The 22,137-nt window shown below is 48.9% G+C and carries 22 protein-coding genes; 2 read left to right on the forward strand and 20 right to left on the reverse strand.

The window, feature by feature from the left end:
* Window positions 1–15: 15 nt before the first annotated feature.
* The 7 genes from V7126_RS01905 to V7126_RS01935 all read right to left on the reverse strand — a co-directional run bounded on the left by V7126_RS01905 (window position 16) and on the right by V7126_RS01935 (window position 8,061).
* Window positions 16–966: an ABC transporter permease gene (locus tag V7126_RS01905; RefSeq protein ID WP_046131222.1), complete on the reverse strand. Its 951-nt coding sequence runs from the start codon at window positions 964–966 to the stop codon at window positions 16–18.
* 84 nt (window positions 967–1,050) lie between these two features.
* Window positions 1,051–2,697 carry a peptide-binding protein gene (locus V7126_RS01910; RefSeq protein WP_046131223.1) on the reverse strand — a complete coding sequence of 549 codons (1,647 nt, stop codon included), beginning with the start codon at window positions 2,695–2,697 and terminating at the stop codon, window positions 1,051–1,053.
* A gap of 109 nt (window positions 2,698–2,806) precedes the next feature.
* Entirely contained in the window at window positions 2,807–3,829 is a 1,023-nt protein-coding gene (locus V7126_RS01915) for an ABC transporter ATP-binding protein (protein ID WP_046131224.1), read from the reverse strand.
* Between the two features lie 4 nt (window positions 3,830–3,833).
* On the reverse strand, window positions 3,834–4,808 hold the full coding sequence (locus tag V7126_RS01920) for an ABC transporter ATP-binding protein (protein WP_046131225.1): 975 nt from the start codon (window positions 4,806–4,808) through the stop codon (window positions 3,834–3,836).
* A 180-nt stretch (window positions 4,809–4,988) separates the two neighbouring features.
* Entirely contained in the window at window positions 4,989–5,777 is a 789-nt protein-coding gene (locus tag V7126_RS01925) for a DUF2268 domain-containing protein (protein ID WP_046131226.1), read from the reverse strand.
* 85 nt (window positions 5,778–5,862) lie between these two features.
* Window positions 5,863–7,101, reverse strand: coding sequence for a beta-ketoacyl-ACP synthase II (gene fabF, locus V7126_RS01930; RefSeq protein WP_046131227.1), 1,239 nt, complete (start codon window positions 7,099–7,101; stop codon window positions 5,863–5,865).
* A gap of 21 nt (window positions 7,102–7,122) precedes the next feature.
* Window positions 7,123–8,061 (reverse strand): beta-ketoacyl-ACP synthase III, encoded by a 939-nt coding sequence (locus V7126_RS01935; protein ID WP_046131228.1) that lies wholly within the window; start codon window positions 8,059–8,061, stop codon window positions 7,123–7,125.
* A gap of 167 nt (window positions 8,062–8,228) precedes the next feature.
* Here V7126_RS01935 and V7126_RS01940 point away from each other — a divergent pair, with 167 nt between their 5' ends.
* The gene (locus tag V7126_RS01940; RefSeq protein ID WP_046131229.1) at window positions 8,229–8,486 is read left to right on the forward strand and encodes a hypothetical protein; all 258 of its coding nucleotides are present in this window, start codon (window positions 8,229–8,231) and stop codon (window positions 8,484–8,486) included.
* Window positions 8,487–8,530: 44 nt separating this feature from the next.
* On the opposite strand, the gene V7126_RS01945 is transcribed toward V7126_RS01940, so the two are convergent.
* The 4 genes from V7126_RS01945 to V7126_RS01960 form a co-directional block, all read right to left on the reverse strand.
* Entirely contained in the window at window positions 8,531–8,719 is a 189-nt protein-coding gene (locus tag V7126_RS01945; RefSeq protein ID WP_046131321.1) for a ComZ family protein, read from the reverse strand.
* 5 nt (window positions 8,720–8,724) lie between these two features.
* A complete protein-coding gene (locus V7126_RS01950) occupies window positions 8,725–9,684 on the reverse strand; it encodes a BMP family ABC transporter substrate-binding protein (RefSeq protein WP_046131230.1) in 960 nt (319 codons plus the stop codon).
* A gap of 87 nt (window positions 9,685–9,771) precedes the next feature.
* Entirely contained in the window at window positions 9,772–10,347 is a 576-nt protein-coding gene (locus tag V7126_RS01955; RefSeq protein ID WP_335496242.1) for a hypothetical protein, read from the reverse strand.
* A 93-nt stretch (window positions 10,348–10,440) separates the two neighbouring features.
* On the reverse strand, window positions 10,441–11,175 hold the full coding sequence (locus V7126_RS01960; RefSeq protein ID WP_046131232.1) for a hypothetical protein: 735 nt from the start codon (window positions 11,173–11,175) through the stop codon (window positions 10,441–10,443).
* 236 nt (window positions 11,176–11,411) lie between these two features.
* Between V7126_RS01960 and V7126_RS01965 the strand changes: the two genes are divergently transcribed.
* A complete protein-coding gene (locus V7126_RS01965) occupies window positions 11,412–11,597 on the forward strand; it encodes a YjzD family protein (protein WP_046131233.1) in 186 nt (61 codons plus the stop codon).
* Window positions 11,598–11,630: 33 nt separating this feature from the next.
* Here V7126_RS01965 and V7126_RS01970 read toward each other — a convergent pair whose 3' ends face one another.
* From V7126_RS01970 to V7126_RS02010, 9 genes are all read right to left on the reverse strand, one after another.
* Window positions 11,631–11,810, reverse strand: coding sequence for a YjzC family protein (locus V7126_RS01970; protein WP_335496245.1), 180 nt, complete (start codon window positions 11,808–11,810; stop codon window positions 11,631–11,633).
* A gap of 103 nt (window positions 11,811–11,913) precedes the next feature.
* Window positions 11,914–12,852, reverse strand: a complete 939-nt coding sequence (gene argF, locus V7126_RS01975) for an ornithine carbamoyltransferase (protein ID WP_335496248.1) — start codon at window positions 12,850–12,852, stop codon at window positions 11,914–11,916.
* Window positions 12,840–15,938, reverse strand: a complete 3,099-nt coding sequence (locus V7126_RS01980) for a carbamoyl phosphate synthase large subunit (RefSeq protein WP_335496251.1) — start codon at window positions 15,936–15,938, stop codon at window positions 12,840–12,842. Before V7126_RS01980 ends, argF begins: the two co-directional genes overlap by 13 nt.
* Window positions 15,931–16,992 carry a carbamoyl phosphate synthase small subunit gene (locus V7126_RS01985; RefSeq protein WP_335496254.1) on the reverse strand — a complete coding sequence of 354 codons (1,062 nt, stop codon included), beginning with the start codon at window positions 16,990–16,992 and terminating at the stop codon, window positions 15,931–15,933. Before V7126_RS01985 ends, V7126_RS01980 begins: the two co-directional genes overlap by 8 nt.
* Before the next feature lie 68 nt (window positions 16,993–17,060).
* Window positions 17,061–18,218, reverse strand: coding sequence for an acetylornithine transaminase (locus V7126_RS01990; protein WP_335496258.1), 1,158 nt, complete (start codon window positions 18,216–18,218; stop codon window positions 17,061–17,063).
* Window positions 18,219–18,992 carry an acetylglutamate kinase gene (argB, locus tag V7126_RS01995; protein WP_335496261.1) on the reverse strand — a complete coding sequence of 258 codons (774 nt, stop codon included), beginning with the start codon at window positions 18,990–18,992 and terminating at the stop codon, window positions 18,219–18,221.
* 11 nt (window positions 18,993–19,003) lie between these two features.
* Complete coding sequence (gene argJ, locus V7126_RS02000; RefSeq protein WP_335496264.1) at window positions 19,004–20,224, reverse strand: bifunctional ornithine acetyltransferase/N-acetylglutamate synthase; 1,221 nt, start codon at window positions 20,222–20,224, stop codon at window positions 19,004–19,006.
* Between the two features lie 18 nt (window positions 20,225–20,242).
* On the reverse strand, window positions 20,243–21,280 hold the full coding sequence (gene argC, locus V7126_RS02005) for an N-acetyl-gamma-glutamyl-phosphate reductase (RefSeq protein WP_335496267.1): 1,038 nt from the start codon (window positions 21,278–21,280) through the stop codon (window positions 20,243–20,245).
* Window positions 21,281–21,808: 528 nt separating this feature from the next.
* Window positions 21,809–22,117, reverse strand: coding sequence for a metal-sulfur cluster assembly factor (locus V7126_RS02010; RefSeq protein WP_046131243.1), 309 nt, complete (start codon window positions 22,115–22,117; stop codon window positions 21,809–21,811).
* Window positions 22,118–22,137 lie beyond the last annotated feature (20 nt).

Here is a 22,137-nt window from a genome sequence, read left to right on the forward strand (position 1 = left end):
CTTAGTCCCCCTCCTTTAATACTCAATTCGCGGATCGACGATTGCGTACAAAATATCGGCAATTAAATTTCCGATGACGACCAGCACGGCAGATATGACGGTCATGGCCATGATGACCGGATAATCTCTTTGGAAAGCGGAATCGACAAACAGCTTTCCGAGGCCCGGCCAGCTGAAAATCTGTTCGGTTACGACGGCTCCGCCGATAAAGGAAGGAATCATCAGTCCAAAAATCGTGATCACCGGCAGCAGTCCGTTTCGGAGTCCGTGCTTGTACACGACCCGGTTTTCTTTAAACCCTTTCGCTCTGGCCGTCCGCATGTAGTCCTGCCTGAGCACATCGAGCATGCTTGACCTCGTATAGCGCGTGAGTCCCGCCATATCAGCGGTTGCGAGTACGAAAGCGGGCAGAATCAAGTGATGAATGCGGTCCCACAAGCTGAAATCTGAATTGATCGTCATGACGCCGCCTGTCGGAAACCAGCCTAAATTGACGGCAAGAAACATAATCAGGATTAATCCAAGCCAAAAATTCGGGACGGCAAGTCCGATAAACGATGTAAATGTAATCCCGTAATCAAGCTTTGAGTACGGCCGCCTCGCTGAAAGCACCCCGAACGGAATCGAGATGAGAAGCGCGAGAATGGTCGAAACAAGCATCAATAAAAGCGTGTTCGGAAGCCTTGCAAGTATCAGTTCGGTAACAGGCATCCCTTTTCTGACGATTGAGGTGCCGAAATCCCCCTGAACCATGTTTCCGAGCCACTTCAAATATTGAATGTGCTCAGGCTCGTTCAAGCCGTATTTCTCGATGAATTTTTCCCGGTCTGCCGCACTGATCGTCGGGTCCATCATTAATGCCATCGGATCCCCCGGGGCGGCTTTCATAATGGCGAATGACAAAATGGTAATCCCAAGCAAGATCGGAATCGACATGAGCGTCCTGCGAATGATATATGTAACCATTTTTGATCCCCTTTTTGATTAATTTCTTAAAATGAAGGGGAAGGAAGCATCTTGAAAACCTCCCTCCCCTTAAGGGAATTTCCTTTATTTTTGATCCAGCCACCAGTTTTCGGCTTTATAGAAATCTTCCTTCGGATGGAAAACAAAGCCTTTCATGTTGGCCGGCATCGCTCTGTGGTAATTCGTGTAGTACAGGAACGTGTACGGCTGATCTTCCGCCAATATTTTGTAGATGTCTTCATACGCCTTTTTATAATCTTCACGGTCTTTCAGCGTTTTGGCCTTGTCGAGCAGCTTATCAAGCTCTTTATTTTGATACCACACATAGTTCAGCCCTTTTTCCGCTTCTTTCGAATGGAAAATATTGCTTTGGTCAGGGAATGTGGCTAAGCTCCAGCCCATGATCATCGCGTCAAAATCCCAATTCGGCGGATTCATCTGTTCGATCAACGCGCTCCACTCGACGATTTGCGGCTTTGCCTCAATGCCGATTTCCTTCAATTGCTGCTGAACGACAACCACGAGGTCTTCCCTCGTCTTATTGCCCTGGTTTGTTTTGAGGACGAAGGAGAATTTTTTGCCGTCTTTGTCTAAAATGCCGTCGCCGTCCGTATCAGACCAGCCGGCTTCCTTCAGCATTTTCTTCGCTTTTTCAGGGTCGTGGTTAAACGTTTTAATCCCTGCTTCATTGTCCGGATAATTCCATGACAGCGGGCTTTCAGGAATGTTGGCGATTTTTCCGTCTCCGTCAAGAACCTGGTCGACCATCGCCTGGCGGTCGAGGGCATATGTCAGCGCCTGGCGGACCTTCTTGTCTTTAAAGAGCTCGTTCTTTTCATTCCAGCCGATGTACGTATAGTTCAAGCCCAAATCTGTGTCGATTTTTACATTATTAAATTTTTCCGCGGTTTTATAGTCAGGTCCCGGCGTAATGACTAAATAATCGATATCTCCGGCTTGAAGCTGAGACAGCGCCGCATTGGAATCCGGGATGATTTTATACGTGATCGAGTCTAAATGCGCACGTCCCGCGAAATAATCGTCAAATGCTTCAACTTTGACATATTGCCCCTGTTTCCATTCTTTGAATTTAAACGGTCCGGTTCCGATCGGCTTTTTCCGGTTGAATTCATGCTCGCCGAGCTCGCTGATCGGGACGTCCTTCAAGATATGCTTCGGCAGGATGCCGTAGCTCGTCATCGTCACATTGTAAAAATAAGGGTCCGGATGCTTCAGCTTAAACTCGACTTCATATTTTCCTTTTTTCGTGACGGATTTGAGCACTTCAAAGTTTGAGCCGCGCTCCCCGACATAGTCTTTGCTCATCGGAATGCTGTACGTAAATACAACGTCATCGGCGGTCATTTCCTTGCCGTCATGGAACTTGACGCCTTTTTTGAGCTTGACGTCAAACGTCAGGCCGTCCTCGGACTCCTTCACATCCTCGGCAAGCTGTTTCTCGACTTCCAGCTTTTCATTGACATCCAATAAAGTATTATAGAGAAGCCTTTCAATATCAGAGCTGGCCGTATCTGTTGAATACAGCGAGTTAAACAGCGTCGGCTCCCCCGTTGATCCGGCGATCAGGTCTCCGCCCTGCTGCGGTTTGCCGTCAGATTTGCCTTCCTTCTGCTCCCCTCCGACTTCGCCGCTGTTGCAGGCCGAAAGAAAGACCGACAAGATCAGCAGCAGGCTTAAAATCGAAAATCCGGTTTTTTTGCGTATCTTCATTTTACGAATTCCCCCTTTTTAAACTGTTGTTTTTTCCGAGCCGAACGGGCCCCGTTTTTGAAGAAGGCATTCCCCCTCTCAAGGATTAAATATGTAACGGCCGTCCCCTTTATTCGTAAAGGTGGCATGCCACGAAATGGTTTGTTTTGACTTCCTTGAAAGCGGGCACCTTTTCCGCGCACTCCGGTTTTGCAGCCGGGCATCTCGTATGAAAGACGCAGCCGCGCGGCGGATTGGCCGGGTTCGGAAGCTCCCCTTTCAAAACGATCCGCTCCCGCTTTGCGCGCCCTTTCTTTCGCGTAACCGGAACGGCGGAGAGCAGCGCCTGTGTGTAAGGATGAAGCGGATTGTCATACAGCTCGTGCTTATCTGCCAGCTCCATCATTTTGCCGAGGTACATCACGCCGACTCTGTCGCTGATGTGGCGGACGACGCTCAAATCATGTGAGATAAACAGATAGGTCAGATTAAATTCTTCCTGAAGCTCTTCCATCAGGTTAATGACCTGGGCCTGGATCGACACGTCCAAAGCCGAAACCGGTTCATCCGCGATGATGAGCTCCGGATTGAGCGCAAGGGCCCGCGCGATGCCGATTCTCTGGCGCTGCCCGCCGGAAAACTCGTGCGGATAGCGGTTTGCAAAAGACGGGTGCAGCCCGACTTTTTCCAAAAGTTCTTCGACTCTTTCGTTGCGTTCTTTGAAGTTGTACATACGATGTGTGTTAAAAGGCTCTTTGATGATGGATCGCAATGTCTTTCTCGGATTCAGTGAAGCAAACGGGTCCTGAAACACCATTTGAATATTTTTGCGGATGCTTTTTCTTAAACTTTCTTCTGACAAATTTGAAATATCCCGGCCTTTGTAAAGGATTTGCCCTGCTGTCGGTTTATAGAGGCGGATCATCGTCCGGCCGGCTGTCGATTTCCCGCATCCCGATTCTCCGACGATCCCGAGCGTTTCGCCGCGCTTCAGCGAAAAGCTGAGCCCGTCAACCGCTTTGACATCGCCGATCTTTTTCTGGAATATCCCCGAGCGGATCGGAAAGTATTTTTTGACGTCTATGAGCTCTAAAAGGGATTCATCATGTTCCACATCCCTCGCCTGCTGCAGGTTTTCCGCTGTTGCAGTCATCTCCTCATTTCCCCTCCTCGTATAAGAAACATCTGACGGCCCGTCCGTCGGGCCGGGTTTTCAGATCCGGCTGCAAGCTCCAGCATTTATCCATTGCATTTGGACACCTCGGAGCAAAGCGGCAGCCTGCCGGGAGGTTGTCGGGCGTCGGCACATTCCCCTCGATGGCCGTCAGCTTTTCGATGGAGCCGTCAATGACCGGGATCGAATGCAGGAGCCCCTGTGTATACGGATGGAGAGGGTTGTCAAAAAGTTCGTCAACCGCGGCGTTTTCTACGACTTGTCCGCAATACATGACGATCACGCGGTCGGCGATTTCAGAAACGACGCCGAGATCATGGGTAATAAGCAGAATCGAAGTGCCGAATTTGTCGCACAAATCTTTCATCAGCTCGAGCACCTGAGCCTGGATCGTGACATCGAGCGCGGTCGTCGGTTCATCGGCGATGAGCAGCTTCGGATTGCAGCTGAGGGCGATCGCGATCATCACCCGCTGCCGCATCCCTCCTGACAAACGGTGCGGATAGTCCTTCATCAGCTGTTCGGCTCTCGAAAATCCGACCAGCTTCAGCAGTTCCACCGCCTTTTTGTCAGCTTCCTTTTTTGATAGTTTTTTATGATAGATGAGGACCTCCGTGATCTGCTCGCCGATCGTCAGCACAGGGTTCAGGGATGTCATCGGCTCCTGAAAAATCATGGAGATATCGTTTCCGCGAATCTTGCATAACTCATGTTCTTTGTATGTAACGAGATCCCGGCCTTCCAGCTTGATGGAACCGTTCATGATCTTTCCGCCGGAGCTCCCGACAAGTCCCATGATCGATAAAGAAGTGATGCTTTTTCCTGATCCAGATTCTCCGACCAGTGCAACGGTCTCCCCTTTTTCGATCGAAAAATCAACTCCGTCAACCGCAGGTATGGGCTGTTTTTTTCTGAAAAAGTAAGTTTTTAAGTCACTGACTTCCAGCAATGCGCTCATCCGGATTCCCCTTCCATAGACCAGAAGTTAAATATGATTGAAAACTAATATAAATTCCTTTCGATAAGACTGAATTATCTTAAAATTTTATAGTTGTATATTATTACATAATCATTACAAAATCAAGGAATTTTTAGATGTTTTGTCATAATATTAATTTATTGTCAATTTTTTAATGTATTAAAGCATTGGAACTATAAAGTCTTCGGCCGGCAGGGATAGCACATCGGCAACCTTTAATTTTTTGCTGGATAAATATTTTTTTACGATATTGTAGCCGACGGCATATCCAAGCATATCAGGATAATAACCTTTTCCAAATAAAATGTTGGGGAACAACCGGCCATCTTGCCGGCGCAGCCCGAAATAAGGCCGAATCAGTCGATTTTGAAAATGTTCGAGCTGTTTTTCCGAATAAAACGACGTCCACCCGGCTATCTCCGACTCTCCAAATCTTTCATAAACAGCGTTTTCCGCCAATCCTTCAAGAACGATTGTATCAAGAAGCGTCACATCTTTTTCCTCTTTCGGCATATTTTCTAACCGGCAAACGTGATTGTATTCGTGAGTCATGACCGCTGATATGGAGGAAGAAGAAATATGCGTCGAAAGAAACAAAAATAATTTATCGCGAAAAGCAAGCCCGGATTTGGAGCCGAATTCGGCCCTGATTTTCCGGTTTCTTTCGTCGACAGGGAGGATGATGATCGGAACGTCCGGGCCGTTCCAGCGTTTCTTTAACAGCCGCTCCTCCTTTTTCACATGCTGGAATACGCCTTTTTCCCTGAGCCCCTTCATCGTCTTCTGCCCGTCTGACCAATAGCGGAGCATGCCATGGGATTGAAGGTGGCTGATCAAGGACATGCTTTGGTTCGATTTCGCCCCTTTGAAATACGGAAGAAGACAAAGAGACAGTTCCCGCATGGATGAAGCTTTTTCATACCATTCATAAGTTTGTTCGACACTCATCCGGATCACTCCTTTCACCTGTATGGTATGCAGGCGAAAAAAAAACGGCTACCATTTGACATGGCAGCCGTTTTTGATACGGTTGTTATTCATATTTTTTAAAGATAAGCGTCGCGTTATGTCCGCCGAAGCCGAGCGAATTGCTGAGCACGACATCCACGTTCTGGCGGCGCGCTTTGTCCGGAACATAGTCCAGATCGCAGTCTTCATCAGGCGTTTCGATATTGATTGTCGGAGGGATGATTCCGTCTTTAATCGCAAGCACTGAGAAAATCGCTTCGATTCCTCCGGCAGCGCCGAGCAGGTGCCCTGTCATCGATTTCGTTGAGCTGACAGCAAGCTTGTACGCATGCTCTCCGAAAACTTCTTTGATCGCGATCGTTTCAAACTTGTCATTGTACGGCGTGCTTGTTCCGTGTGCATTGATGTAGTCAATCTGTTCAGGCGACATGCCGGCGTCTTTGATCGCTTCTTTCATCGCTCTGACGCCGCCTTCTCCGTTTGGCGCAGGAGCAGTGATGTGGTACGCGTCCCCTGTTGAACCGTAGCCGACGACTTCGGCGTAAATGTCCGCTCCCCTGCTTAATGCATGCTCAAGCTCTTCGAGAACGACGATTCCCGCTCCTTCTCCCATGACGAAACCGTCTCTGTTTTTGTCGAACGGACGGCTTGCCGTTTTCGGATCCGGATTCGTGGAAAGCGCTTTGTTTGCGGAAAAGCCCGCGAAGGACATTCTTGTAAGCGGCGCTTCCGTTCCCCCGGTGATCATGACATCCGCGTCACCGCGCTGGATGACTTTAAATGCATCACCGATCGAGTTCGTCCCTGTCGCGCACGCCGTAACCGTACACGAATTGACACCTTTTGCGCCGAGCGCGATGGAAACCTGGCCTGTCGCCATATCCGGGATCATCATCGGTACGAAAAACGGACTGACCCGTCTCGGCCCTTTTGTCAAAAACGTTTCAAACTGCTGTTCAAGCGTTTCAAGTCCGCCGATGCCGGAACCGATCCAGACGCCGATTCTCGCAGCATTTTTGTCATTAATATCAAGCTTGGCGTCTTCGACCGCCATTTTTGAAGCAACAACGGCATATTGCGTGAACCGGTCCATTTTTCTTGCTTCTTTTTTATCCATATAATCTTCTATATTAAAATCTTTCAGCTCTGCGGCTACTTTTGCAGGGTACTCATCCGCGTCAACCCGCGTGATCGGGCCGACTCCGGAAACCCCGTTAACCGCGTTGTTCCAGCTCGTTTTGACGTCATTACCAAGAGGTGATAAAGCTCCTAATCCGGTAATGACTACTCTTTTCCTATTCATAAGTTGCACCTCACCTTTCTTCTAGCGGCCCCAGCGCATGGCGATGGCTCCCCATGTTAACCCTCCGCCAAAACCGACCATTACAATGACGTCTCCGTCTTTTATTTTACCAGCTTCAAGTTCTTCCACAAGAGAAATCGGAATCGAGGCAGCTGACGTGTTTCCGTATTTATGAACCGTTTTGGACATTTTTTCAACCGGAAGCTCCAGGCGTTCCCGAGCGGCTTCCATAATCCTGATGTTCGCCTGATGCGGGACAAGAAAGTCGACATCCTCTTTTGTTAATCCGGCTTTTTCAATGACGTTTACGCTCGATTCTCCCATTTGGCGGACGGCGAATTTGAACACTTCTCTGCCATTCATGATTGTATGATCTTTCTCGTCCAGGTACAAGTGCTTCCCGCCTCTTCCGTCAGCGCCGAGCTCAAACGACAGAATGCCTCTGTCATCGCTGACAGGTCCGACGACTGCAGCGCCTGCTCCGTCTCCGAATAAAACGCATGTGTTGCGGTCATCCCAGTCGGTGATGCCGGAAAGTTTTTCGGCGCCGATGACCAGAACGTGTTTATACGTTTCCGCTTCAATAAACTGTTTGGCTGTGACAAGACCGTACATGAATCCGGAGCATGCGGCGCTGATATCCATCGCACACGCGTTGAAAGCGCCGAGTTTTTCTTGAATCATGCAGGACACCGTCGGAAATGCCTGATCAGGAGTAACGGTAGCGACGAGAATCATATCAAGGTCTTCCGCCTTTATATTTGCATCCTCCATCGCTTTCTCTGCGGCGGCGACAGCCATGTCTGACGTCATCTCGTCTTCGGCTGCGATTCTTCTTTCTTCTATTCCAGTTCTTGTACGAATCCACTCGTCAGATGTTTCAACCATTTTTTCCAAGTCGGAATTCGTCAGCACCTTTTCAGGGATATACCGGCCAATTCCAATAATTCCAGCTTTCATAGGAAAGACTCCTTTATTCATGATTTTTTCCAACTAATGTTATGAGCAATTATTAGTATCTGGTACTAATCCTACCCTATTTTTTTTTAGTTGGCAATATATTCGTCTAATCTATCAGGCCGTTCCCTTCATATAGTAAAAATATAGAAAGAAAGGGGGCGTAACAGATGGCGGATGACGATTTTTTCACGAAAATGATGTTTGGCTCACATCCGCCGGGCAAACGTGAAGAACAGTCTGAAAAACATGAAGACGGAGAAGACGGGCCTGACGGGACGACGGAAGCGGCGGAAATGACCGAACCTGATTACATGCACATAATGAATCAGATTGGCCAGATCATGGATTCCATTGACGAGCTGAAGCCTGCCTTTAAAGAAATCGGGTCGATGGTAAGCGCCTTGAAAAATAAGATTTCCAAGTAAAAAGCCACTCGATATAAGTGGCTTTTTCGGTCATCTCATGTAGACTACTCGTCTGACCCTGCATCCGCTTTGCCGAGCTCGTATGCTTCTGCCATGACCTTTGTAAACAATGTCATAAACGGCTGAAGCATCTCTGGCGAAAGCTCGATTCCCGCTTTCTCCATCTCTTCTTTTGCTTCCGGTACGTATTTCATGGCAATTTGCAGAAATTCCATCGATTTTTCGTGCTGCACGTAGATCACCTCACGTTTTCATCCGGCAGTTTTCCCGTTTTTTTATATTGTTCAATAAGTCCTTTGATTTTTTTCTGGAAGGCTTGATCGACAACCGGGCTGAATTCGCCCATTTCGATGACGCCGTCCTGAATGTCAAAGACCCGCCGGCCTCCCTTGAGCGTTCCTTTATTGAATTCGCCGGCGATCAGTTCATAAGCTTCGTCAACATGCTGGATGGTGCTCGTCAGGACGACGTTCTCCCCCAGCTCCGACTGGTCGCTTACATAGCCTATGGCGTATAGTCCGTCTTTTTTGATTTGTTCAATGACAGGGACATTATACCCATCTCCCGCCGGATATACAACATCGGCGCCCGCTTTTTTCATTTTTTCGTACTTTTGAACGGCCTTTTCGGAGTCATCCCACTGTCCCACATACTCTGTCATGACCGAAATGTCTGGATTCACATATTTGGCGCCTTCGATAAACCCTTTGACTTCAGGCTGCCAGCTATGCGTTGCAAGTATGCCGAGTTTTCCTGACTTTGATTGGTGTGCGGCGGTCATGCCGCCGAAAAAGCCCATCGCCCTTCCGTCAAAGTCGATGCTGGTCACATTTTTATGCTCGGCTTTGCTGTTAACCAAGACGAAATGAATGCCGGGATAGTCTCCGCTTATACGATTAAACACTTTTTCATATTCGCTTCCATGCCCGAAAATTAAATTGACGCCTTTTTTCTGAAAATCGTCTACGGCCATTTTGATAGCCGCTTCATTATCGATTCCTTCTTTATAATAGACATCGACACCGTAGACAGACTGTATTCTTAATAGTCCTTTATATCCTTTGGTTCCCCATACTTGATCGCTTATTGTATCAGGGACAAGCAACCCGACCTTTTCAATCTTCCCGTTCAGCGATGCTTGTCCGCAGCCGCACATCGCAAGGAGCATCAAAAAAATCACGACAAGCCTGTATACCATGCCCTGTTCAACTCCCTTTCAAAAAAAACCAGCAATTCAAATCTAACTTTATTGTATCCTTTCACGTACAACTAAGGAAGATCTTTCTTATTTTTTGTCGAAAATTGTAGTCATTTGTCTTTTCCATTCCTCGATTTTGGAGGCTGCTTCTTCTTCCGTGATCTGCCGTTTAAATTGCAGCGGTGAAGGGTCTTTTTCCATCATGTACACGGCAAGCTGTGATGCAACATCATCGACGAAAAAGCCGGACTCTCTGCTTTCTTCGTCCTCTTCCCCGGCGTTCCACGGGCCGTACATGTCCGGGAGAACGATCGTTTGAACGCCCTTCTCTTCAGCCTCTTTCTTGACGGCCTCATCTTCTTGATGTTCGTACAGCAATAGAAAAACAGGCGTGTCTTCTGGCAGCTCATCCCGCGCTCTTTCCGGCATCTTCTCAGGATATTGAATAAAAATCTTGTCATAGCCGCTGCCCGCGCCTTGTTCAATCACGCAGAAATGCTGATTTCTCACCAGCCACATCAGCCGTTCTTCAAGGTATAACCGCTTTTTTTCGTCACTTGCTTCTTGCAATTTGACGTCAATGCTGATGCCTTCCTCCATGAGTCGTTCGCAAAATGAAAGGCCGAAGAATTCGTCTGCTCCAATCACCAGTGCTGATTTCATCCTGAAAGACCACCTTTCGATTCAGCTTCTCCCGCCGTTTTGAAAACAGCGAAAAACAGCCCTGAAGACATCGGGCTGCTACTATTCTATTCTCTATAAAACTTTTTCATGCGTTTTGAAAAAGTTCGCGATCGCTGAATAAATGCGGTAGGGATGATCGAACAAATGCAGGGTCAGCCCTACGCGGTGCACGCCTTCCATCTGACGCTCCTCAAACGTTTTGGCGTGCAGCATGTACGGGTATGAAGAACCGTTCAGCTTTTGCCAAATGTGAACAGGCACAAGATTGTGATAAGGTGAAATCGTTTTAAACGGGTAATCTGCAGCTTCCCTTTCTGATATGCCGTAACTGTCTGCAACTTCTTTAATAAACTGCTTGTAAAAAAATTTATTTTCCTTTTCCCTTTTATTATGAGCCTGAAGATCAAGGCAAGGATTCAGCATCGCAGCAGAGCGGATTTGCCCCGGAATCGAGCGGAGGAGTTCGTCAGCCACCAGCGCGCCTGTTCCTTCTGCAAGCAGATGAATTTTTTCGTTTAAAATTTCCTGTTTGAATACATAGTGAATCAGCTGCTTTGCGTATGCAACGGCTTTTTCCGATCCCCAGTGCCTGCCGAACAGATTGCTGTTCACAAGGGTGTACCCCTTGTTTCGCAAACTCGTAAGAAGCTGGTTTCTGCCGTAATGCTGGAGCCAGAAGCTCGATTCTTCCGTGACGAAATGGTTCCGGTCGCCGAAAATAAAGACCGCGAAACCGTTTGGCCTGTAAGGAAGATGAATCACGTTCCATTCTGTATCGAGTTTGAAAAAACGTTCCGTTATTTTCATCACTTGCCTGCCTCCTTCCTGCCGTAATCTGCTCCATTATTTTATGTGGAGCATGCAGCAAACGTATAAGGAAAAGCCCCAGTCTAAATGATGAAAAATAGATTTCGCAACGGAGTGTCTAATATTTCTGAAAAGTGATGTCTTACTCTGCCCTGTTCACTAAAATGCCCTTTCTCGTTTACTTTATGTGTGGTATGATATGCTTTAGAATCGATTGAGAAGGACGAGGTGGAAACGTGAGATTTATCGCAGCTTTTTTTTGGACGTTCCTTTTGACACAAATGGCTTGTTATATTGTCGGAGCCATGAGCGGTGCTGCATACGACTTTAAGCTAAGCTCGACGATGGGTGTCATCATCACCGTTATCGTCATTATACTTGGAGAAATTATGCCTGTTGAAAAGGATGCAGGTCAACATTAAAACCCCGCCTTCAAGGCAGGGTTTTTGCGTTTTTTACGGCTTTCTTTTATATGTCCAAAGGCGGTTGTGGTTGGATGTTTCAGGAAAAAATTCACCGACTTTCAGCTTGATCTGCTGCGGATTTTTGACCATGCTGCCGGTCTCGCCAATCTCCACGTAAACGCCGTTGTTGGGCGCTTTGTGACCCGGGCGAAATTGATGCTGCTGTCCCATATTGCTTCACCCCTTTTTAGAAATATAGTCTGCCCGGTTTTCGCCTTTACATCCGCCTGGTCAAAAAAACTGCTGATCTCATGTGAGATCAGCAGTTTTTTGTTCAGGACAAGAGTGCCTTTAGCAGCGCTTTTTGTACATGAAGACGGTTTTCTGCCTGGTCGAAGACGGCTGAATTCGGTCCGTCGATGACCTCTGCTGCGACTTCTTCGCCGCGGTGCGCAGGAAGGCAGTGCAGAAAGATGTAGTCGGCTTTGGCGCGGGAGACGAGCCGGCTGTTCACTTGGTACGGGGAAAAGATACTCAGGCGTTCTTTCGTTTCCGCTTCCTGGCCCATGCTTGTAAACACGTCTGAATAAACGACATCCGCATCCTGAACGGCTAAAGCCGCGTCATTTGTAATCGTTACGTCAGCGCCCGACTCTTCGGCAAATGCCTTGGCCAGCGCGACAACCTCCTGATTCGGCTCATATCCTTCAGGGGATGCGACCGTAATGTCGCAGCCGACCTTGGCACAGCCGATTAACAGGGAATGTGCGACATTGTTTCCGTCCCCGATATAGGCGGCTTTCAGCCCTTTAAACGTGCCTTTGACTTCCTGAATCGTCAGAAGATCGGCAAGGGCCTGGCATGGATGGAACAGGTCGGTCAAACCGTTGATGACCGGAATATCCGCATGTTCGGCAAGCTCCTCAACTGTTTTGTGTTTAAAGGTGCGGATCATGATCGCGTCCACATATCTCGAGAGCACTTTCGCCGTGTCGGCGATCGTCTCCCCCCGGCCGAGCTGCATGTCTTTGCTGCTTAAAAACAAGGCGTTTCCGCCGAGCTGCGCCATGCCCGCTTCAAAAGAAACCCGCGTTCTCGTCGACGATTTCTCAAAGATCATCGCCAATGTTTTCCCTTGAAAGATGTGCTGGATTTTGTTGTTTTTCATGTCGGCCGCTTCCTGAAGGAGATACAAAATCTCTTCCTTTGAGAAGTCTTTCAGGCTTAAAAAGTCCTTGCCGGACAAATTGATGTTGCTCGTTACAGTAGACATGATTCCACTTCCTTTTTGTATAAGTCCTTAAGCGAGACGGGTGAAGCCGTCCCTGATCCGCTTCCTAAAAAGGCGCGCACCGTCTCTTCTTCCGTCATGACAAAAACGCCGTGTGTGATGGCTTCCATCCGCTCGCGTTTTGCTTCTTTTGAATCCGTCAAATTGATGTGAAGCGCTTTGTCCGACCGCTTGATCCAGTCTTGGAAGCCATCTGTCTGTACGGTGAAGCCCGCTTGTTCGGCAGCGGTTTTCAGCTCATCGCCCGCTTTTAGATAGATGGAGCCTTTTTCTTTCCAGACGCCGGCAAAAATTTTCTTCATCGCGCTTTCCGGATTATATCCGACATACATGCCTTCGCCCGTCGATTTCATTTCAGGCCCGAGCTTCAGATCGACATCCTGGATGGCATGCGACGAAAAGACCGGAAATTTCACGGCGACGCCGTGATGGTTTTGCTTGACGGGAGCGAGCTCCTTTAAGCTCGCCCCGGCAATGAGCTTTGCAGCAAGGGGTATCAGCGGCACGCCCATCACTTTGCTGACGACAGGGACGGTTCGGCTCGCCCTAGGGTTGACTTCAAGGATAAGCAATTCATCCGGGGCACCCGGATCAGCGATAAATTGAATATTCATAATCCCTTTAAAGCCGAGCCTGCGGACGATTTTCCCTGCCGCTTCCCGTGCGGCGCGCTTCATACGCGAGGTAACGGAAGGGCCGGGCAAAATCGCATAGCTGTCGCCCGAATGAACGCCGGCTTTTTCGATGTGCTCGATATAGGACGGGATATAAATGTCCTGTCCGTCGCTTACAAGGTCAACTTCAAATTCTTTTCCCGGAATATATTGATCGATCAAAATCGGGTACGGCATTGCAGATGCGCCCTCAAGCAGATCTGACAGTTCACGCTTTGAATGGACGATCATCATTCCCATGCCGCCGATCACATAAGACGGTCTGATCAGAACCGGATAACCGATGGCACTTGCTTTTTGCACAGCCTCCGACTTTGACGAGGCCGTTTCCCCTTTGGCATGCTGGATGCCGAGTTCGTCAAGGAGCTGATAAAATTGGTCGCGGTCCTCCAGTACATCAAGCGTTTCCGATGACGTTCCCAAAAGGACGACACCCGCTTTTTCGATCGCTTCCGCCACATTAATGGCCGATTGCCCGCCGAATTGGACGATCGCAAAATCGATGTCCTCAGCTTCCGCTACATTTAGAATATGTTCAGGGGTAATCGGTTCAAAATAGAGCCGGTCCGCCGTTTCGTAATCCGTGCTGACGGTTTCCGGGTTGTTGTTGAGCATAATCGTCTCAAAGCCGAGGCTTTTCAGCGTCATGACGCCGTGCACGGCGCTGTAGTCAAATTCGACCCCCTGTCCGATCCTGATCGGTCCTGATCCGATGATAAGCGCCCGTTTTTTCGTTTTTTCGGAGAAGTTCCCGTCGCTTTCTCCGTAATATGTCGAGTAAAAGTAGTTCGTTTTTGCATCAAATTCGGCGGCGCATGTATCGACGATTTTAAATGATGCTGTAATGCCTTTTTCTTTGCGGAGGGCCCGGATTTCCTCTTCGGTTTTCCCTGTCAAAGAAGCGATCGTACAGTCGGTAAACCCCTTCTCTTTAGCCTTTTTCAAAAGGTCGGAAGAGAGCGAATCCCCCTCCTTCATGAGCTCGTTTTCAAGCTGAATGATGTTTGCAAATACATGGAGGAAAAAGCAGTCGATTTTTGTTCTCTCATGGATTTCTTCGATTGAAATCCCTCTTCCCAAAAGCTCCATGACTGCGAAAAACCGCCTGTCATCAGGTGTCTCCAAAAGTTCGCGCAAAGCGTCTGAAGAAAACGCCCCGAGCTCTGGCAAATGGGTTCCTTTTGTTTTCAGTTCGAGGGAAGCGACGGCTTTTTGCAGAGCCGCTTCAAGGTTGCGGTCGATCGCCATGACTTCCCCAGTCGCCTTCATTTTCGTACCGAGCTTGCGGTCGGCGTTTTTAAATTTGTCAAACGGCCAGCGCGGGAACTTCACGACGACATAGTCAAGCGCCGGTTCAAAGCTCGCATATGTCGAATCTGTCAGCGGATTTTTCAGCTCGTCAAGCGTATAGCCGACAGCGAGTTTAGCGGCCATTTTTGCGATCGGGTAGCCCGTCGCTTTTGAAGCAAGGGCGGAAGAACGGCTGACCCTCGGGTTGACTTCGATGACGTAATAGTTTTTGCTGTTCGGGTCCAAGGCGAATTGAATGTTGCAGCCTCCGACGACATCAAGCGCGGAAATGATCTTTAAGCTCGCAGAGCGCAGCATTTGGTAATCCGCGTCCGTTAATGTCTGCGACGGGGCGACAACGATCGAATCCCCGGTATGAATGCCGACAGGGTCGATGTTTTCCATGTTGCAGACGGTAATGCATGTATTGCTCTTGTCGCGCATCACTTCGTATTCGATTTCTTTAAAACCGGCAATGCTTTTTTCGACAAGACATTGATGAATCGGACTTGCGAGAAGGGCGCTTTCGATCAAAGGCATGAATTCCTCCTCTGTCTTTGCGATCCCCCCTCCTTTGCCGCCCAGCGTATAAGCCGGACGAACGATGATCGGAAAGCCGATGGACTGTGCAAAGCGAAGTGCGTCGCCTTTGTTGTCGACGATCTCGGAATCCGGAACCGGTTCATTGAGCTCTTTCATGAGCGCGCGGAACTTTTCCCTGTCTTCGCCTTTTTCGATCGTTTCCACGGATGTTCCGAGCAGCTTCACCTTATATTTTTTGAGGATGCCGGCTTTTTCAAGCTCGACCGCTAAGTTTAATGCCGTCTGTCCGCCCAGGTTCGCAAGCAGTCCGTCCGGTTGTTCGCGTTTGATAATCTGGGTCAGGCTTTCGACAGTCAGCGGTTCAAAATAAATTTCATCTGCGAATGATTCATCCGTCATGATCGTCGCCGGGTTGTTGTTGACGAGGATGACGCGGAACCCCTCGCTTTTCAGCGCCATGCAGCCTTGTGTTCCTGAGTAGTCAAACTCTGCGGCCTGGCCGATGATGATTGGCCCCGACCCGATAACGAGTATGCTTTTTATGCTGTGATCTTTAGGCATGGGCGAACTCTCTCCTTGCTTTGTTCAAATTCTCTATATATTCGTTGAAAATCCACTCGCTTTCAGCCGGGCCGGGATGGGCTTCCGGATGAAACTGAACAGACATGACGGGCAGTGTATTGTGCACGATCCCTTCGACAGAACCGTCGTTTACGTGATAAAACCTGACCGAGCATTCCTTTGTGTTGATCGTTGCTTCATCAACGACATAACTGTGATTCTGACTCGTCATGAAGACGCGGCCGGTTTTCCTGTCGGCGACCGGATGATTGGCTCCCCTGTGGCCGAACGGAAGCTTGTAGGTGTCGCTTCCAAATGCGAGGGCGATCAGCTGGTGTCCAAGGCATATGCCGAGTGTCGGATAGGCTTTGATGATGTCCCGAAGCGCATCCATGTACGGAGCGATCGCTTTCGGATCACCGGGTCCGTTTGACAGGACGATTCCATCCGGGTTCAGCTTAAAGATTTGATCCATCTCCTGATACGGAACGAGCGTGACTTTGCAGCCCCGTTTTATAAGCGACAGTGCGATCGATTTTTTATAGCCGAAATCGATCAGCGCGATATGGGTCGAACCGTCTCCGAATGTGCCTGTTTCATTTTGTCCGGCGACCTGTGCGGCGACATTTTCCTCGCCCGCAGCCGGCAGGCTGTCTTTTTGAACGGTCAGTGTCGCATTCAGCGTGCCTTTTGCCCTGATATGTTTGACGAGCGCTCTCGTATCGACATGAGAGAACAGCGGGACGTCCCATTTTTTCAAATAATCGCGCAGGCTTTTCGTCGCCTGATGGTGAGAAAAATGCTCGCACGCTTCATAGACGACAACACCCCGCACTTGCGGCTTTTTGCTTTCAAAGTCGCTCTCATTAATGCCGTAGTTGCCGATCAGCGGATACGTAAAGACAATGATCTGCCCTTTGTACGAAGGATCTGTCAGCACCTCCTGGTAGCCGGTCATTCCCGTGAAAAACACGACTTCGCCGCTCATGCCGCAAGGGCCGTCTAAATCTCCGCTGAAAGAGGTTCCATCTTCAAGAACTAAATATCCTTCCATCTTCTGCCCACCTTTGATGAATAAATAATAATTTATATGAATTTTTATACTTACATAGCGAAAAAAATTTATTGCGCTACCGCTGTATGCCGTGCCAAGACATTGTTCAGTTTCTGCACCGCCTCTGTGATTTCTTGTACTGTGACCGTTAACGGCGGAAGCAGCCTGATGACGTTCGGACCTGCCGGAAGGACGAGCAATCCTTCCTTTTGAAGATCTTCAATCAGCGGCTGAACAGGGTCTTTCAATTCAATGCCTGCGATCAGCCCTTTTCCCCTGATTTCTTTTACCAGCGGGAATTGAAGCAAGCTTTCCAATTCTTTCTGCAAATATTCGCCCTTTTCGCTGACTTCATCAAGAAAGCTTTTCTCAAAAATAATGTCCAAGGTTGCATTTGCGGCGGCCATGGCCAGCATGTTTCCGCCGAACGTCGAGCCGTGAGAACCCGGCGAAAATGCTGAGGAAAGCTCTTTTTTCCCTATGACCGCCCCGGCCGGAAAGCCGCTGCCGAGACCTTTTGCAACGGTGATGATATCCGCTGTGAGCCCTTCATGCTCATAGCCGAAAGCTTTTCCCGTCCGGCCGATCCCTGTCTGAACCTCGTCAACGATGAGAAGAGCCTGTTTTTTCCGGCAGAAAGCCTGCACTTCCTGTAAAAATTCGCTGCTTCCAGGAATGACGCCGCCCTCGCCCTGGACCGTCTCAAGCATGACCGCTGCGATGCCTTCTTCGTCTTCCATCGTTTTCAAGGCGTCCGGGGCATTATACGGAAGATAGTAAAAACCGGACAGCATCGGACCGAAACCTTGCTTAATCTTTTCTTGTCCGGTCGCCGCCATTCCGGCGAACGTCCTGCCGTGAAACGAGTGCTGAAACGTGATGATTTTCGTTTTTTGCGTATGTTTGCGGGCCAGTTTGATCGCTGCTTCGTTTGCTTCCGCCCCGCTGTTGCAGAAAAACACGAGATCGCCTGTGCTGTTTGCCGCGAGCTTTTCGGCGACTTTTTCCTGAAGCCCGTTTTGGAACAAATTCGAAACATGCCACAGGTTATCGAGTTGTTTTTTTACAGCAGCCGTCACCTGATCCGGACAGTGTCCGAGATTGCAGACGGCGATTCCCTGGACGAAATCGAGATAGGTTTTGCCGCTTTCATCTACGGCAAGCGTGCCTTTCGCTTTTTTGATATGAATATTCCAGCGGCTGTACGTTTGGAATAAATGGCTCACTTATACGGCCTCCTTCTCCTTTATGATTTTTGTACCGACGAATGCATCTTTTGTAAGAAAAGAACCCTTTCCGCTGACGATCATGACCTCATCCACCGCATCCGTGAGTGCCGCTACAGCGGAGTTCACCTTCGGGATCATCCCACCGGAAATCACGCCGACGGCAATGAAGCGCTCGACCTCCTCCGGCGTGACGGATGAAAGCATGCTGCCGTCTTTCATAATCCCTTTGACATCTGTGACAAACATCAATTTATCGGCGCGCAGAGCCCCCGCGACAGCCGATGCAGCCAAATCGGCGTTTACGTTCAGCGTCTCGCAGTTTTCCGTCATCGACAGCGGCGCGATCACCGGAATGAATCCTTTTTCCATGAGCGCTTCGACGATCCGGCCGTTTACCTTTTTAATGCAGCCGACCTGACCGTATTCTTTTTCATTTATATAATCGGCCAGGAGCAAGCCTCCGTCTTTTCCTGAAACGCCGACGGCTGGCAGACCGTGCCTTGCAAGCTCTGACACAAAAAACTTGTTGATCGAGCCTGAGAGCACCATCTCTGCGATTTCCAAAACCTGTTTTGTCGTTTTCCGCTGTCCGTTCACAAACTCTGTTTCGATCTTCAATTTCTTCAGCATATTCGTAATCTCAGGTCCCCCGCCGTGGACGACGGCGATTTTCCAGCCCTCTTCGACCAGCTTTTTTACATTCTGAAAAAATTCATCGGACAGTTCGCGGATGACGCTTCCGCCGCATTTAAAAACGATTGTTTTGTTCATTGCTTTCCCCTTTACGTACGATAGCTCGCATTGATTTTGACGTATTCATAAGTCAAGTCGCATCCCCAGGCCGTTCCCGTGCCTATTCCTTGATTCATTTGAACATCGATTTGCACTTCGCTTTTCTGCAGGTATTCTTTGGCAAGCGCTTCGGAAAACGGCTGCGGTTCATTGTTTTTAAAAAGGCACTGGCCGCCAAGATGGATTTCGACCTTTTCCGGTGTGACAGATGCCGCGCTGTCTCCGATAGCGGCGATGATTCTGCCCCAGTTGGCATCCGTACCGTACACCGCCGTTTTGACAAGGTTGGACCCGACGATTTTTTTTGCGATGATCTGTGCATCGCGATTGCTTTTCGCTCCCTTTACCTGGACTTCGATTAATTTTGTCGCCCCTTCCCCGTCCTTTGCGATCTGTTTGGCGAGATCTCTGCATACGGACTCCAAGCCCTTTTTAAAAACCGGCCATTCCTTATGCCCTTCATGAAGGCATTCGTTTCCTGCACAGCCGTTCGCCATGACGAGAACCATGTCGTTTGTCGATGTATCGCCGTCGACCGTAATTTGGTTGAATGATACATCCGTAATGTCTCTTAAAGCTTTTTGAAGCGCGCCCTCCTCAACGCGCGCATCCGTCGTGACGAAGCCGAGCATCGTCGCCATATTCGGGTGGATCATCCCGGACCCTTTGGCCGCGCCGCCGATCATGATTTTTTGATCCCCGATCATCAGTTCATAGCACGTTTGTTTTGTAACGGTATCGGTCGTCAAAATCGCTTCCTCGAAATCGCCTTCCGAAGGTGTTGTTTGATCAAGGAGGCTGATGCCTTCGCGAATCTTTTTCATATCGAGAGCCTCGCCGATGACGCCTGTAGACGAAACGGCGACAAGTTCCGGCTCGATGCCGAGGATGTCCGCGCACTTTTGGCGCATCTCATAGGCATCCAAAAGCCCCTGCTCCCCTGTGCACGCATTGGCATTTGCGCTGTTGACGATCACCGCTTGCAGCGTTGCCCCGTTTTTGAGACTGTCCTGCGTCACCTTGATCGGCGCGGCCTGAAAACGGCTTTGTGTATAAACGGCGGCGCTCACCGCCGGCACTGCGCTGATGATCATCCCCAAATCCTTTTTGGAATAGCGGAGTCCGCAGTGAATGCCTTTTGCCTGATAGCCCTTCGGCGAATCGATGCTTCCGTCTATTTTTTTGATGCTGTCTTCACTCACCTGAATCATGGTTCATTCTCTCCTGTCTTATGGATAAATTGGCGTAAAATCAAGTCCAGCCTTCTCGCTCCAGCCGTTCATGATGTTAAAGTTTTGCACGGCCTGCCCAGCGGCCCCCTTCATTAAATTATCGATCACCGATACGATCGTCACCCTGTCCGTCCGTTCGTCAGCGGCGACACCGATATCGCAGAAATTGCTACCGTACACTTCTTTTGTCGCCGGAAATTCACCTGATTCTCTCACTCTTACAAAATAAGAATCTTGGTAAAAATCAGAAAAAACCTGCTGCAGCTGTTGACCTGTCATGCTTTCCTTCAGCTCTAAATAGATGGTCGCCATGATTCCCCTTGTCATCGGCACTAAATGCGTGCTGAACGTGATCGGCTGAAAAGCGGGGTCCCATTCCCTGACGGCCTGCTCGATTTCCGGTGTATGCTGATGTTCATTCACCTTGTATATTTTAAAATTGTCATTGATCTCTGAAAAATGCGTCCCCATGGAAGCTTTTCTGCCGGCTCCGGAAACGCCGGTCTTTGCATCGGCAATGACGAACGATTCGTTCACAAGCCCGTTTTTGATAAGCGGGGCCAAGCCTAGAAGAACCGCGGTCGGGAAGCAGCCGGGATTGGCAATGTGCTTTGCCGTTTTGATCTTCTCCCGGTTAAGCTCACTCAGCCCGTATACCGCCTTTTCGAGAATATGCCCGGGAGCGGCATCCCTTTTATACCAGCTTTCATAAACAGCCTGATGTTTGAGCCTGAGATCGCCCGAAAGATCGATTACCGGCAAATCGTACGCGTCAAGCTGAGGCGTCAGCCGGCTGGAAACTCCCGGAGGCGCCGCCATAAATAAAAAATCTGTCTCGCTTGCAATCTGTTCAATATCGATCGGTTTAAGCGTCTGATCGGCCAGCTTGACAAGGTGCGGATACGACTGATGGTACGGCGTTCCTTCATCGCTCGATGAATAAAGTATGCATTCATCTGTATAAGGGTGAGACCTGAGGATTCGTGTAATCTCGGCTCCACCATAGCCCGTAGCACCTATAATTCCTATTTTCAAAACATATTCACCTTCTTGGTCTTTGTGAAATTATTTAACATTATAACATGAATAAAAATTAATTCAATTGTATATTTAATATTTTTTCACAATTTGGCGCATCGATTTTTTCATACAAAAAAGCCCGCAGTGGATGCGGGCTTTCAGGTATATCTTAAAACGGGAGGTTCAGCTTTCATGAAACGCCGAACCGTTGGGTGATCAAGCCAAATTTTTTTGCTGAAACCGCAAGCGGATGTCAGCCTTTTTGCTAATCTCTGACAGGTTCCTTCCTCTGTATCAATATTGAGAGCGAATGGGAAGACGCAAAATCGTGTTTAACATTGCTGTCCATGCATATGAACTCCTTCCCTTTTACTGAAATGACGCTTTTCACCCGGTTCATTCGCTCCATAGCACGATTCCACGGTTTCTCGCTTCTTCCGCATTTTCCTGGAACATCAAAAAAGGCGCAACTTTTGACAGCAAGAATCAGCTCTCCTTTTTTAAAAAAGAGCCTGCTCATAAATGAACAGGCCCTTTTCGTCCTTACTGTATTCCGAGCGCGATTTTCGCGTATCTTGACATTTTGTCCCGCGTCCATGGCGGATTCCAGACGATGTTGACGTCTACTTCCTTCACTTCCGGGATATCGGCCAGCGCTGTTTTGACCTGATCGACGATAATCGGGGCAAGCGGGCAGCCCATGGAAGTCAGTGTCATCGTAATGTCTGTTTTTCCGTTTTCATCCATCTCAACATCATAGACAAGGCCGAGATTAACGATATCAATGCCAAGCTCCGGGTCAACCACCTGCTCAAGAGCGCCCATGATGTTTTCTTTCAATGCTTCATCCACACTACTTCACTCCTTTTTTC

Source organism: Bacillus sp. JJ675 (assembly GCF_036963165.1).
Taxonomy (GTDB): domain Bacteria; phylum Bacillota; class Bacilli; order Bacillales; family Bacillaceae; genus Bacillus; species Bacillus glycinifermentans.